Genomic DNA, 12,337 nt, shown 5'->3' on the forward strand with positions numbered 1-12,337 from the left:
CGAGTGCCGGAGCGTTGAGGGCGGCCGCCGGCCCCCGATTTCCAGCCTACGGCAAGCCACCGACGACGACGGCCCGCGAAGGGGCAGTTGTCCACAGGTGGGCCGGTTATCCACAGTCCCCGGCTGCGACCCGGAATTGTCGCCCCCCACTGGTAGACTGGCAAGGCGGGTGGCCCCCGGGTTCGGGTGGGGCTTGGGTACCGGCGGTTTCGCGGTTTCCGCGGTGCGACATCGCGGTTCAGCGCGTCGGCGGCTCGCGTCGACCGGATCCCCCCTGTGAGGGTCCTTCACGACCACCGGGCACGGGTCCACACATCCAGGCGCTATGAACTGAAACACGTTTCAGCTAGCCTCGACAGCATGATTGCCACGGTGGTGTGGGGCACGGGCAACGTAGGCCGTGCCGCGATACGTGCGGTCGACGCCCACCCGGCGTTGAAGCTGACCTCCGTCATCGTGCATGACGAGGCCAAGGTCGGCCGGGACGCGGGGCTCCTCGCCGACCTCGGCCACGAGACCGGAACCCCTGCCACCAACGACATCGACGCGGTCCTCGCGGCCGGCCCGCGTGCCGTGGTCTACGCCGCGTCCGGGGACGTCCGCTTCGACGACGCGTTCGCCGACATCCTCCGGGCCGTCCGGGCCGGCGCGGTGGTCGTCACGCCCTCGCTGTACCCGCTCTACGACCAGCGCAACGCACCGCGGGAATTACGAGAACCCGTTCTAGATGCGATCCGCGACGGCGGTGGCTCCCTCTTCGTCTCCGGGGTCGACCCCGGCTGGGGCAACGACGTCCTGCCGCTCCTCATCTCCGGGCTGGGCACGCGCATCGACGTCGTCCGCTGTCAGGAGATCTTCGACTACTCGACCTACGAGCAGCCCGACTCCGTGCGCTACCTCGTCGGCATGGGGCAGCCGATGGACTATGAACCCCCGATGCTGCTGCCCATGGTGCCCACCATGGTGTGGGGCGGCCAGATCCGGCTCATGGCCCGCGCACTCGGCATCGAACTCGACGAGCTCCGCGAGACCATGGACCGGCGTCCGCTCGAGCAGACCGTCACGACGCGGACCATGGGCGAGTTCGCCGAGGGCACTCAGGGCGCGGTGCGTTTCGAGGTCCAGGGCATCGTCGACGGCGCGCCGCGGATCGTGATCGAGCACGTGACGCGCATCCACCCGTCGTGCGCGCCGGACTGGCCGCAGCCGCCGAGCGGGGCCGGTGCGCACCGCGTCGTCATCGAGGGCAGGCCGCGGATCGAGGTCACCGTCGAGGCCACCGACGAGGGCGAGAACCGATCCGCGGGCGGCAACGCGACCGCGGTCGGACGCCTGGTCAACGCGATCGACTGGCTCGTCGACGCCGAACCCGGGCTCTACGACGCCCTCGACGTCCCGTTGCGGCCCGGCCGCCTGGAGAGGAAGTGACCACATGCACGTCGACATCCCCGACGGCAAGGACCCGATCGCGTACGTGTGGGGCGAGATGGTGCCCGGCATCGGCACCGCCGCCGCGAACTTCTCGCTCGCCGTGTACTCCCACAGCACGCTCGGGTTGCGGGAGTTCGAGGCAGCGCGCCTGCGGATCGCGCAGCTCAACGGGTGCCTGTTCTGCCAGGACTGGCGCACCGAACGCGACGGCCAGAAGGTCGAACCCGAGTTCGCGGACGCGGTGGCGCAGTGGCGCACCACCGACGCCTTCGACGACCGCACGAGGCTGGCCGCCGAGTACGCCGAGCGGTACGCCACCGACCACCACGGCATCGACGACGAGTTCTGGTCGCGGATGACCGCGCACTACACCCAGAACGAGATCGTCGAGCTGTCCATGAGCATCGGCTCGTGGCTCGCGTTCGGCAGGCTGAACCGGGTGCTGGGTCTGGACACCCGGTGCGTCCTGCCGGTCACAGGTCCTCAGCGATGATCCGCTCGATGTTGCGTTCCGCCAGCGCGGTGATCGTGACGAACGGGTTCACGCTCGTGTTGCCGGGGATCAGCGCGCCGTCCATCACGTAGAGACCGGGGTACCCGTGCAGGCGGCCGTGGTTGTCGGTCGCCTTGTTCAGCACCGCGCCGCCCAGCGGGTGGTAGGTGAGGTGGTCGCCCCAGATCTTGTACGTGCCGAACAGGTCGGTGCGGTAGATCGTCCCCTCCTTGGCGTTGATCTTGTCGAAGATGGTCTTCGCCATGTCGATCGACGGCTGCTTCCACGCCGTCAGCCAGTTGAGGTCCACCCGGTTCGCGGACGGGTTCCACGTGAACTGCGCGCGGTTCGGGTTCTTCGTGATGGACAGGTAGAACGACGCCCACGTCTCGATCCCCGTGGGCAGCGGCGCAACCTCCGCGAACGCGCCGCCCGTCGCCCAGTTGTCGATGCCCGCGGTCGGGATGGACGTCTGCACCGTGCCGGTCGGGTCCCACAGGTGGTTGGCGCGGCCGCACATGACGTTGCCGTTGTCGCCCCAGCCCTTGCCGATCTCGCCGTTCAGGTTCGGCAGCGCGCCGGTGGCCTTCAGCTTCGTGAGCAGCTTGCTGGTGCCGACGCTGCCCGCCGCGAAGAACACACGGTCCGCGGTGACCGTCTTGGTGGCGGTGACGTTGCCGCTCGTGTCCAGTTGCTCGGCGACGACGGCGTAGCGGTCACCCGCCCGCGTGACGGACGTGACGCGGTGCAACGGCGTGATCTGCACGCGCCCGGTCGCACGTGCCTTCGCGAGGTACGTCTTGGGCAGCGACTTCTTGCCGTGGTTGTTGCCGTACAGGATCTCCCCGTCCACGGCCGACTTCGTCGCGGTGCCCGCGGCCTCCTGCTTCATGTAGTTCATGTCGTACACGTTGGGCACGAGCGTGAACGCGAACCCGGACCGCTGCGCGTGTTTGCGGCCGACGCGCGCGTACTGGTAGCAGTCGACGGTCTCCCACCACGCCGGGTCGACGTGGTTGACGCCCAGTTCCGCGTTGGCCCTCGGGTAGTACACGTCGTACATCTCGGCCGGGTCGACCGACGGCAGGACCGCGCCGAAGTTCTCCCGCTTCGGGGTGACGGCCATGCCGCCGTTGACGAGCGAACCGCCGCCGACACCACGTCCCTGGTAGACGATGATGCCGCCGAACTCCTCCGCGTCGAGGATGCCCGTGTAGCGCGGCACGTCCTTGTCGAGCGGGAAGCCGAGGAAGTTGCTGAGAGGCTGCTTGGTCCTGGTGCGCAGCCAGTAGGACCGGTAGTCGGGGGTCTTGGTGTTGGCGAAGACCTTGCCGTCGCTGCCGGGGGTGTCCCACGCCATGCCCATCTCGAGCATGTGGACGTCCACACCGGCCTGGGCGAGCCGCAGCGCGGTCACCGCGCCGCCGTAGCCGGTGCCGATGACGAGGACGGGCACGTGTGCCCCGTCCCCGATCGCGGCGGCGGCCCGCCCGGCGAGGGCAGCGGTGGCGAGAATAGAACCAGTTCCAGCGAGGAACAGTCGACGGGAAACACGCGGGGATACGTTGTCAGACGCCATTGTCGTCATGCGGTGAGCTTCCTCACATGCGCAGGGATTAGAACCTGTTATACGTAACGAGGAAGGTCAAGTCACTACATACTGGCGGGTAACTTATCCCCACGTGAGCGGGTCGAGGTGGAGGTAGAACCGCTGCCGGTCCGCGTCCAGCGCGATCCCGTAGCGCGCCGCGAAGGCGTCGTCCGCGGCGCGGACCTCGTCCTCGTCCCGCCACGTCTCCCGGGCGTTGGTCAGCAGCAAGGAGATGTCGGCGTACCGGTCCGCGAGCCCGAGCCGCCCGAGGTCGACGAACCCGGCGAACGCGAACGTGCCGGGGTCGAGGACGATGTTCGGCAGGCAGAGATCACCGTGGCAGACAACGAGATCCTCGCGTGCGAGCCACCGGTCGACGTCCGCGGCGAGCCGCGCGAGCAACTCGGTGGGCGGCGTCCCCTGTTGCTCGACGGGCAGGAACTCCGGGTTCACCGCGCCTCGCGCGACCACGTCCTGCGCGCGCGCGAACATCCGCGCCAGGTCACGGCGGAAAGGGCAGTCACCGGCGGGCAGCGCGTGCAACGCGCGCACGGCCTCGGCGATGGACGGCCACGCGCGACGCAGGTCCGGCGCCGGCACCGCGTCGGCCGGTACCCCGCGGACGGCGCTGGTCACCAGCCGGCCGTCGGCTCCGTCGACGTCCCAGTCGAGGACGACGGGCCCCGGAATGCCCTGGTCGCTGAGCCACCGGACCCGGTCCCGTTCCTGTTCGAGGAGTTCCCGCCGTCCCCGCTTGGCGTACCGCGTCCCGTCCGCGCTGCGGAAGACGAGGTCCCCCGACTCCCCGCCGGCGACGGGCTCCCACCCTGCCGTGCTGATGCGTCCCCCTCCCCTGTGATCACCACACTAGTCGAGGCCCCGTTTGCCAGGCGCCCAGAAGGCCTTGACGACGACCTCCTTCCGCGACCAGCCACGCTCCCGCACGAGGTGACGGCGCACGGCCTGGCACGCACGCGCTTCCCCTGCGACATAGGCGACCCCCGGTTCGTCGGGCAGTTCGAGGGCCCGCACCGCGTCGGTCACCGAGGAGCCGGCGGTCCGGTGGACCCAGACGACGGCACGTGACAGCGGCAGGTGGTCCTCGGGGCCGTCGACTTCGACGATCCCGTGGACACGGGCGGAACCGGGCAACGCGCGGAGCATGGCCCCGAAGGCCACGGCAGCGGTCTCGTCGCCGACGAAGACGTGGTACGGCGCGCGGTCGGCGAGGACGAGCCGCCCTTCCGGCCGGGTGAACGCGACGCGGTGCCCGACGCGGACCGCGCGTGCCCAGCGCACGCCGGGTCCGTCCCCGTCGTGGTCGAGGACGCACAGTTCGAGGCGGCCTGCCGGGTCGTGGTCCCAGACCGAGTAGGTGCGGAGGGTGTCGCGCAGGCCGTGGAGCCAGTTCTGGGCGGACCGCAGGTCGCCGACCAGCACCCGGACGTGCTGCCCGGGTGTCCAGTCAAGGCCGCGCAGCGCGTCGCCGACGATCCGGATCCGCCGCGTCCGCGGGGTGAGGTCGTCGACCACGTCCACGGTGCCGTGCACGAAGAACCGGTCCAGCACCCGGGCTGCTGTCGCCGGCACGCGATGCGAACGGTCAGCGCCGCTACACCGAGGCCGACCTGCCCCGCGTGGCGATGATCCTGATCGGCAAGGAGGCGGGCCTGGGCTTGCGCCAGCTGCGCGAGATCCTGTCGACGAGCAACCCGATGGACCACACGGACCTGCTGCGCGAGCACGTGGCGGTGCTGGAGCAGCGCATCCGTCAGGCGCAGCGGGCCAAGGAACTCATCGAGCACGCCCTGGCCTGCCCGACCCCGTTCCCGGACTGCCCGACTGCGATCAACCGAATCGCGTCCCGCATCCCGAACGCCTGACCGGACGGCTCCCCGGTCGGCCGAGCACGTGGTGGCCGCGCAGGAAGCGACCTTCGGCACACCGCCCGACTCCCCCAACCGGACCCGCGCTGGGTCAGCAACCGACCGCACCGTGGGGGTGTGGGGGGTCGCCCCCCACAACGAACAAAGGAGACCGGGAAGGCGCACCGCGCCGAACAGGCCGAGCGTGGGGCGGGTGGGGCTCGAACCCACGGCCAAGGGATTATGAGGGATGCCACCCACGTGGCATACGCCATCTACCTGGTCAGATCCACCTTAGAGTTGCACAGCGGGTGCGACCGTAGGTGCGAATCGACCACGGTTCGCACCCATCCCCGCACCCAAGGCTTCCCCTCCCGACGATGACCGCAACTCGCGCGTCCCCTTCACGTGCGCAAGCCTCCTACTTTGCCCACCCCACTTCGCGGCAAGTTTATAGGCTTGCGATCGTCTCCAAAGACTCAATATGCATTGGATCGCATCCAACCACAAGAGCTACCCTGTCAGGATGATTGAGGAAACGATAGCCACCGCACCCATGTCGTCATTTCGACGCTTCATCGCGTCAGTCGAGTTCGCTCTTTCCGCAGTACCAACAGAACCCTCAATAAGCGAGACCGCTTTTATGCAAAGATACATAGAGATCCTCGAATATCTCACCCCCGAACAGCGCAACATATTAGGGGAATACACCGAGAGGATCGGCAATATCTATACGGAGATGGCGGATTTCGCAAGAAAGAAACAGCAAGTCTGGCGAACCATCGATTTATCCGAAATTGCGGATCCGCAGACAAGAGCGGCTGTGGAGATTATATTTAACGAAATTATAGACGAGGGATCGTGGTCAACAGCAGATAGGTTCCATGTCGACGCCGCCGCAATTGGCATTATATGCGCGTTTGAACTGTTCGCCACACAATTATTTCAAAGTTTTTTTACCCTTCGGCCAGAGGCGGTTCCTGGAGGAAAATCGATCCCACTAAGCCTCGCCGTAAGTTCCGACAGCATCAAGATTCTAATCCGAAGGTTCGCTCAGGAGAAAGCTCGCGAAGTAACGTACTCCGCCATGGAAGAATGGCTTCCACTATTAGCAACACATTGCGGCATAACATTGCATAAGCGGTTTTCAGAGTGGCCAGAGAACTGGCGCAACCTATGCTGGTTGCATGCGCGCAGGAATAGCATTATTCATGCTGGAGGTGCTGCCGATGCCAAACTTGCCGCCAAAGCGTCGCGGCTTGGTATGCGGATGCAAGAACGGGAAGCAGAGACAAGGCTGAGCGGCAAGGAGGTACGCGCGGCTGCATATCATGCGGTTCAAGTGGCTGCTCAACTATTATTCGGGTTCATTGCGCATCAAACCGACGCGATCAACCGAGACGAAACGCTAACACGCCTTGCCATAAGCGTGGCTAATATGCAATTAGCGCTTGCCGACCGCGATCTTGTGCAAATCGCCTATTCAATGAGACCTCACATCTCATTTGATAGCCAGCAGCGCGTAACCGAATGGGACATCGCACAGTGGACTGTGATGGTTCTAGCAGGAAATGAGGAATCAGCTCGCGCGGAGGCTTCAAATTCAGAGTGGCCACAATATCCAAATTACCAAGTGTTAAAAGAGGCACTAGTCGGGACTCCTGACTCCACCCGAGAAGCACTCAGGAAAGCTCTGGGCGACGAGTTCACGATGGTCGACGTTCTATTCTCGCGTAATTACACGCTAATCAAGAGAGTTATTCGCGCCAACCCAGAGATATTTAATGAATTCAGACTAGACGAAGCAGGACATGAGAAGAATCTGACAGGAGACATTTAGCATGGTATATGTCGCCATAGAAGCAAAATTTCAAGTCTACACAATGGCGATGTAATGCGCCACCAGACGAGCAAGGAACCTAGGGGGTACGATCCGCCCTTGTCGTCTAGCGGAGGGAATGACTATGACTCAGCTACAAGAACTTGACACCGAGCGAACGCTTGTCCTGCTGAAACCGGATGCTGTGGCCCGCGGACTAGTAGGACGCATCACAGCCCGGTTCGAAGATGCCGCATTGAAGATCGTTGGTGTCAGAATGAAGCAACTCGACCCAGAGTTCACTCGGAAACACTACTTCGATCTTGAGGATCGACTCGGCGCAGAGATCTACAACACCACCGCCAGCTTCATGCAGATAGGGCCAGTCATCGCACTTGCGCTTGAAGGCGTTGACGCCGTAGCAAAGGTTCGGAAGATCATCGGAAGCACCTATCCCGATCAGGCCGCTCCTGGCACCGTGCGAGGCGACTTCGCACACCAGACCAGGGCGTCTTCGGAGGCCAGCGGCAAGGCCGTGATGAACCTCGTTCACGCGTCCGGTAACTCGGAAGAAGCAAAGTACGAGGTCAGGTTGTGGTTCGACTCGTCGGAACTCTACGAGTACGAGACACTGGCGGAGAAGTACGCCTACTGAGTGGAGCACGGGTTGACTTCTGGCGCGGAACAATGCGAGTCGGTGGCAGACCTCGAAAGAGCCTTCCACCAGGAGATCCTTACGGACCGGCGCACCGCGGCCGAAACGGCCTACGCCTTAGCCTGGCGATACCGGACTGAGTACGTCGACTGCGTGCAGTCTCCATGCGAGACTGCACGCAAGTGGGCACTTCGGTCGATTGAACTACTCGACGCGTTGCCGTCGGACACTCTGGCGCAAGTGAGCAGCACTCGCCTGTCGGTCGGTGGCGTCGAGCTGCCCGCGCTGCTGCATGCAGACGTGGTCCGCGCACGGCTCGCCGACCTGCTACGCGTGTAGAGGCGTCACCCGTTCAGCACGCCGTCCAGGTACTGCTGCACCGGCTCGAAGAACCCGTACGGCACGTACTCGGCGAGCTGGCCGTGCTCAGCCCACGCGAGTTCGACCAACTCTTCGTCGTCGACCACTGTGGCCTCGCCGCTCACGACGTCGCAGGCCACGTAGACCATGGTCCGGCCGGTCGCCGGGTGCACTCGCTCGCCGAGCACCTTCGCCTCGGCGACCGTCAGGCCCGTCTCCTCCTGGGCCTCGCGTACGGCCGCCTCACCTGCTGACTCCCCCGCCTCGACCTCACCCGCCGGGAACTGCCAAGACAGGGTGCCTTCCTTCACCCGGCGTCGGACGAGCAGCACGCGCCCGCCCTTGACGATGACCGCGGCCGCGATCGGCGGGCGCGGACTGTCAGGAGTCGGCTCAGTCACTTGCTACCTCCAACGCTTCCAGTACGGGCGGGAAGATCCGGTCAGCGGGGATGAAGCGAGTCAGGTCCCGTCGATCTACCCAGGTGACGCTAACATTCTCGACAACATCGACGTTTTCGGCGTTGCCGGTGAGATATTCGCACAGCAGGTATTCGCACATCACGTTCGTTATCGGGTGAAGCCGACTTCCCAGCGAACGCACGACCGCGCAATGGACCCCGGTCTCACCAAGTGTTTCTCGCACAGCGACCGTTTCCGGGGAAACTCCGGGTTTCACAACTCCGGCCGGGAATTGCCATGAGATCCCTCCCCCGTCCTCGCCGCGACGGCAGACGATCAGCACGTCCGACTCGTTGACGACCACCGCGATGGCCACGCGGAACGCCTGCGCGTCGCTCGGCGTCGGTGGGTGGCTGTCTCCACCCGCGATCTGAGCGAAGCGTCGCTTCGCGCCGTCCGGCGCCTGCTCCAGTGCAGTGTCCAGCGCCTGCTGGATCTCCGGCCTCGGCACGAGGGCCGGCTTCTGGTGCCACGCGGCAACGGTGCGCTGCGCCACCCCGAGGTGGCTGGCGAACCCGTCGTTGCTCATCCGCAGCGCAGCCTGTAGCGCGCATGCGCGCCGACCGGTCCACGGACTCGCCGACTCCATGATCAGCCGCCCCAGTCGCCGCTATGTGCACTGCTTTTGCAGTGGTTTTGCAGTGCTTCTGCGCTGGTCATGCATGGGTTGTGCGCGGCTTTCGCCGTTGACTTGGGGGCATGCGAAACAACCATCTCCACGCCTCACCGAGAGGTCCGCTCGCGGCCCGAACGCCGGTCTCGGACCACGGCCGCGACGTTGGCGTTCAGCTCCTCCAACCGACGGCTGATCGACCGCATGTCGTCGAGCCGGTCGTTGATGGACGCGATCTCATCGAGTCGGTCGTTGATCGCCCGGAGCTGGTGTTCGATCGCTGCCAGACGGGCAGGGATGTCCTCGTCGTCGAAGCGGTAGATCGGCTCGCCAACGCTCGGCGGGACGCGTCCATGCAGGACCGCGGTCAAGTGCTGGGGATGCCAGTCGAGCGCAAGGGACAGGGCTTCCAGAGTGCGCGTGTTCCGACGACGCTGGACCACGTTGCGCATGATCTCGCCGACCACCGCCTTGGACACCCGCGACCGCTCGATCAGGTCGCGCTGCCGAAAGCCCAGCTCAGCCGAGCGCTGATTGATCGCTCTCGCGACCGCAGCCCAATCTTCCGTCACCCATTCCTCCGCGCTCCGCCTCAGCCGAGCGTATCGCGGTCCTGATTTCGCGGGCTGGTTCCACCACACAATCCCGTGCGATTTCGACCCATTCGTGCTTCATCGGGATGAAATCATCCCTGATTTTTGATTGAAGTCAGACTTTCGAGCAGTTGGGACCATTCCAATGACCACAGACATGGCTGGCGCGGACGTGCCAGCGTTCTACACCGTCCGAGAAGCCGCGCGGATTCTTCGCGTGGACCGAGCAACCCTCTACCGGGCGATCAGGGACGACGCGTTCCCGGTCGTCAAGCTCCGCTCGCGGTACGTCGTACCGGCTGCGGCGCTGAACAAGCTCATCGCCCAGGCCGCCGAGTCCGGCGGTTGCATCGACGTGGCCCAGATGGCCGCCGAGCGGCGCACCACCCGAGAGGTTGAGCGTCTTCGCGGAGGTGCGTGGTGATGACCTCCGATGACCGGTCGCGGTTCGTGGGCATCGCGTGGCGGCTGGACCGCCTGCGGTGGGTGCCCCGTGACGTGCTCGGCGAGATTGTGCAACGAAGCGGTAACTGTGTGGCCGCTTTGACAAGTAGGCAAATTCCGGAGCTGATCCGGGTCGACGCTGTCGATCGTGAGTTCGCATCCCGGCTGTGCGCGCAGTGTCCGGTTCAGGACGAGTGTCTGGAACTTGAGTTGCGCATGGCTGGCGAGGAGACCACCGGTGTGTGGGGCGCTCTGAACGAGCGTGATCGTCGGGCGCTCTACCCGTACTGGCGGCAGCGCGGCGAACGCGCCGAGCCCCTCGATACCGACGGCGACCTGGAGGGAGGTGAGTGGCCTTGAACGCCATCAGCGTGACCCCCACGCAGGTTCTCGCCGGTGTGGGTGTGCTGCTCGTCTTCCTGTGGGTGTGGCGGGCGAGTGTGCGCCGAGCCAAGGCCGCCCGCGATGCCGCGCGGAGTGGTGCGCGGTTGCTGTCGCTGGCCGGGCGGGTGTTGTTCACCGCTGGGTTGATTGTGGCGGTGCAGTGGGTGGTGATCACGCATCCCGGTAACCCGTGGCTGCTGCTCGCGGTCCTGGGGTTCCCGGCGCTTTTCTCCTCCTACGCGCTCACCCGCGCGCTCACCGTGACCACGGTGGACAGTCGGAGGGACCGGCGATGACCCAGGACAGGAGGGGAGGGGTGGCCGCTGCCGGGCGGCCACCCGCCGGTCCCCAGGACGCCCGGCACATCCCTTTGACCCGTGCGCAGCGGCTCGCGCAGGACGCGGCCGAGGCCGCCGAGCTGCGCGCCTACCAAACCGACCCGGACGTGATCGCGCTCCGCGTCGAGCGGGTCCGGTCGCAGGTGGACCGGCTGTGCTGGGCCGGGATCGTGTGCGGGCTGGCGTTCACCATGACCAACGTCCAGACCTTCGCCGCTGCCGGAGCTGCCGCGTGGTCGCTGCCATGGCTGGCCGCCTGGCTGCTCGACCCCACGGTGTCGATCGTGTTGCTGGCAATCCTGCGCGCCGAGCAGGTCACCGCCCGCTACCAGGTCCAAACGGGGCCGTGGGTACGGCGGGCGAAGTGGTTCACGCTCGCCGCCACCTACGTGATGAACACATGGGCCTCCTTCGCGGCCGGATCACTGTCCGGGATCGTGCTGCACTCGGTACCGCCCCTGGTGGTGTTCGTCGCCGCCGAGGCCGTGACCGACCTGCGCGACAAACTCACCGAGGCCGTGAACGCCGCGTTCACGGAGGCCGTTCACCGGGCCGGGCCGGTCGTTCATGAACGTCCACGAACGACACGGCGGTCCTTCGCGGACTACCTCGCCGACGCACGTCGCGCGTGGACGCCCGGCGTCGTGGTGACGCCTGCGTGGGTCCGCGAGGTCACGAGCTGCTCGCGTGGTCTGTCCTCGCGTGTGGCCGCTGCGCTCGCGGAGGAGGTGCGTTCATGAACGAGGACTCGATGCCCGTGCCCGCCGAGTCCCGCGATCTCGTGGACGTCGGGCCGGTGTATGACGCGGAGCTGGTCGACGAGTCGCAGCCGTTCTACTCCCAGCCGCGCCTTGGCCGCTTCGCCTCGTGGTGGCTGCGGTCGCCGCGTGTGCCGGTGTGGTTGAAGGACCGGGGCCAGGCGCGGCAGGCAGCCAAGGACGCGGTAGCGGCGGTGGCGCGGTCGCCGTGGCGGTACCTGCGGGCGGTGGTGCGCGGGCTGGTGGCGGCTGTTCGGTGGTGGCGTCGGTGGGTGACCGTGCGGGACTACCGCGAGGCCGCCGAGTCGTCGGAGAAGCTGGCGGACAAGTTCACCGAGATCCGTGCACTCACGCTGTTCCGCTGGAAGGTGACCGGCGCTGTCACCGTCGCGACGATGGTTGCGTTGGCGCTGGTGGAGCTGCTCTACGGTGCCCGCGGATTGTGGTCCGCGGCCGCCCTGGTGTCGCTCGCTCTGGCCGTCCTGGGCCGTCGCCGGGACGGGTCGCCGGGCCGTAAGGCCGTGCTGGCAGG

General features: G+C 66.1%; 15 protein-coding genes and 1 pseudogene. 10 read left to right on the top strand and 6 right to left on the bottom strand.

Annotation, left to right across the window (positions count from 1 at the left end; translation table 11 throughout):
• Positions 1–360: 360 nt before the first annotated feature.
• Together ACYQ77_RS44515 and ACYQ77_RS44520 are read left to right on the top strand one after the other, a co-directional pair.
• The gene (locus ACYQ77_RS44515) at positions 361–1,428 is read left to right on the top strand and encodes an NAD(P)H-dependent amine dehydrogenase family protein (protein ID WP_459723571.1); all 1,068 of its coding nucleotides are present in this window, start codon (positions 361–363) and stop codon (positions 1,426–1,428) included.
• A gap of 4 nt (positions 1,429–1,432) precedes the next feature.
• Entirely contained in the window at positions 1,433–1,924 is a 492-nt protein-coding gene (locus ACYQ77_RS44520; protein WP_459723573.1) for a carboxymuconolactone decarboxylase family protein, read from the top strand.
• On the opposite strand, the gene ACYQ77_RS44525 is transcribed toward ACYQ77_RS44520, so the two are convergent.
• From ACYQ77_RS44525 to ACYQ77_RS44535, 3 genes are all read right to left on the bottom strand, one after another.
• Positions 1,905–3,380, bottom strand: a complete 1,476-nt coding sequence (locus tag ACYQ77_RS44525) for a GMC oxidoreductase (protein WP_459723574.1) — start codon at positions 3,378–3,380, stop codon at positions 1,905–1,907. The two genes, ACYQ77_RS44520 and ACYQ77_RS44525, sit on opposite strands and share 20 nt — an antisense overlap.
• Before the next feature lie 216 nt (positions 3,381–3,596).
• Positions 3,597–4,355: an APH(3'') family aminoglycoside O-phosphotransferase gene (locus ACYQ77_RS44530; RefSeq protein ID WP_459723593.1), complete on the bottom strand. Its 759-nt coding sequence runs from the start codon at positions 4,353–4,355 to the stop codon at positions 3,597–3,599.
• 27 nt (positions 4,356–4,382) lie between these two features.
• Positions 4,383–5,105 (bottom strand): siderophore-interacting protein, encoded by a 723-nt coding sequence (locus ACYQ77_RS44535; RefSeq protein WP_459723575.1) that lies wholly within the window; start codon positions 5,103–5,105, stop codon positions 4,383–4,385.
• 38 nt (positions 5,106–5,143) lie between these two features.
• Between ACYQ77_RS44535 and ACYQ77_RS44540 the strand changes: the two genes are divergently transcribed.
• From ACYQ77_RS44540 to ACYQ77_RS44550, 3 genes are all read left to right on the top strand, one after another.
• A complete protein-coding gene (locus ACYQ77_RS44540; RefSeq protein WP_459723595.1) occupies positions 5,144–5,398 on the top strand; it encodes a MerR family DNA-binding protein in 255 nt (84 codons plus the stop codon).
• 508 nt (positions 5,399–5,906) lie between these two features.
• Complete coding sequence (locus tag ACYQ77_RS44545; RefSeq protein ID WP_459723577.1) at positions 5,907–7,220, top strand: hypothetical protein; 1,314 nt, start codon at positions 5,907–5,909, stop codon at positions 7,218–7,220.
• A gap of 124 nt (positions 7,221–7,344) precedes the next feature.
• Positions 7,345–7,854, top strand: a complete 510-nt coding sequence (locus ACYQ77_RS44550; protein WP_459723578.1) for a nucleoside-diphosphate kinase — start codon at positions 7,345–7,347, stop codon at positions 7,852–7,854.
• 344 nt (positions 7,855–8,198) lie between these two features.
• Here the strand turns inward: ACYQ77_RS44550 and ACYQ77_RS44555 are convergent, their stop codons facing one another.
• From ACYQ77_RS44555 to ACYQ77_RS44565, 3 genes are all read right to left on the bottom strand, one after another.
• Positions 8,199–8,615, bottom strand: coding sequence for an NUDIX hydrolase (locus tag ACYQ77_RS44555; protein ID WP_459723580.1), 417 nt, complete (start codon positions 8,613–8,615; stop codon positions 8,199–8,201).
• The gene (locus ACYQ77_RS44560) at positions 8,608–9,204 is read right to left on the bottom strand and encodes an NUDIX hydrolase (RefSeq protein WP_459723582.1); all 597 of its coding nucleotides are present in this window, start codon (positions 9,202–9,204) and stop codon (positions 8,608–8,610) included. The genes ACYQ77_RS44555 and ACYQ77_RS44560 overlap by 8 nt, the downstream gene beginning before the upstream one ends.
• A 194-nt stretch (positions 9,205–9,398) precedes the next feature.
• The gene (locus ACYQ77_RS44565; protein WP_459723583.1) at positions 9,399–9,860 is read right to left on the bottom strand and encodes a transcriptional regulator; all 462 of its coding nucleotides are present in this window, start codon (positions 9,858–9,860) and stop codon (positions 9,399–9,401) included.
• Positions 9,861–10,026: 166 nt separating this feature from the next.
• Between ACYQ77_RS44565 and ACYQ77_RS44570 the strand changes: the two genes are divergently transcribed.
• The 5 genes and pseudogenes from ACYQ77_RS44570 to ACYQ77_RS44590 all read left to right on the top strand — a co-directional run.
• Entirely contained in the window at positions 10,027–10,305 is a 279-nt protein-coding gene (locus tag ACYQ77_RS44570) for a helix-turn-helix domain-containing protein (protein WP_459723585.1), read from the top strand.
• A complete protein-coding gene (locus ACYQ77_RS44575) occupies positions 10,305–10,685 on the top strand; it encodes a WhiB family transcriptional regulator (protein ID WP_459723587.1) in 381 nt (126 codons plus the stop codon). Before ACYQ77_RS44570 ends, ACYQ77_RS44575 begins: the two co-directional genes overlap by 1 nt.
• The gene (locus tag ACYQ77_RS44580) at positions 10,682–11,005 is read left to right on the top strand and encodes a hypothetical protein (protein ID WP_459723589.1); all 324 of its coding nucleotides are present in this window, start codon (positions 10,682–10,684) and stop codon (positions 11,003–11,005) included. Before ACYQ77_RS44575 ends, ACYQ77_RS44580 begins: the two co-directional genes overlap by 4 nt.
• Positions 11,002–11,787, top strand: coding sequence for a hypothetical protein (locus tag ACYQ77_RS44585; protein ID WP_459723591.1), 786 nt, complete (start codon positions 11,002–11,004; stop codon positions 11,785–11,787). Before ACYQ77_RS44580 ends, ACYQ77_RS44585 begins: the two co-directional genes overlap by 4 nt.
• Positions 11,784–12,337: pseudogene (locus tag ACYQ77_RS44590) on the top strand (cell division protein FtsK); the annotation flags it as partial. The gene ACYQ77_RS44585 and the pseudogene ACYQ77_RS44590, both read left to right, overlap by 4 nt.

The sequence above is a fragment of the Actinophytocola sp. KF-1 genome, from assembly GCF_054661535.1.

Bases quoted from the DNA above. Each gene is read 5' to 3' on its own strand.
- ACYQ77_RS44515 (WP_459723571.1), top strand. From the start codon at position 361: ATGATTGCCACGGTGGTGTGGGGCACGGGCAACGTAGGCCGTGCCGCG.
- ACYQ77_RS44520 (WP_459723573.1), top strand. From the start codon at position 1,433: ATGCACGTCGACATCCCCGACGGCAAGGACCCGATCGCGTACGTGTGG.
- ACYQ77_RS44545 (WP_459723577.1), top strand. From the start codon at position 5,907: ATGATTGAGGAAACGATAGCCACCGCACCCATGTCGTCATTTCGACGC.
- ACYQ77_RS44550 (WP_459723578.1), top strand. From the start codon at position 7,345: ATGACTCAGCTACAAGAACTTGACACCGAGCGAACGCTTGTCCTGCTG.
- ACYQ77_RS44560 (WP_459723582.1), bottom strand. From the start codon at position 9,204: ATGAGCAACGACGGGTTCGCCAGCCACCTCGGGGTGGCGCAGCGCACC.
- ACYQ77_RS44570 (WP_459723585.1), top strand. From the start codon at position 10,027: ATGACCACAGACATGGCTGGCGCGGACGTGCCAGCGTTCTACACCGTC.
- ACYQ77_RS44575 (WP_459723587.1), top strand. From the start codon at position 10,305: ATGACCTCCGATGACCGGTCGCGGTTCGTGGGCATCGCGTGGCGGCTG.
- ACYQ77_RS44585 (WP_459723591.1), top strand. From the start codon at position 11,002: ATGACCCAGGACAGGAGGGGAGGGGTGGCCGCTGCCGGGCGGCCACCC.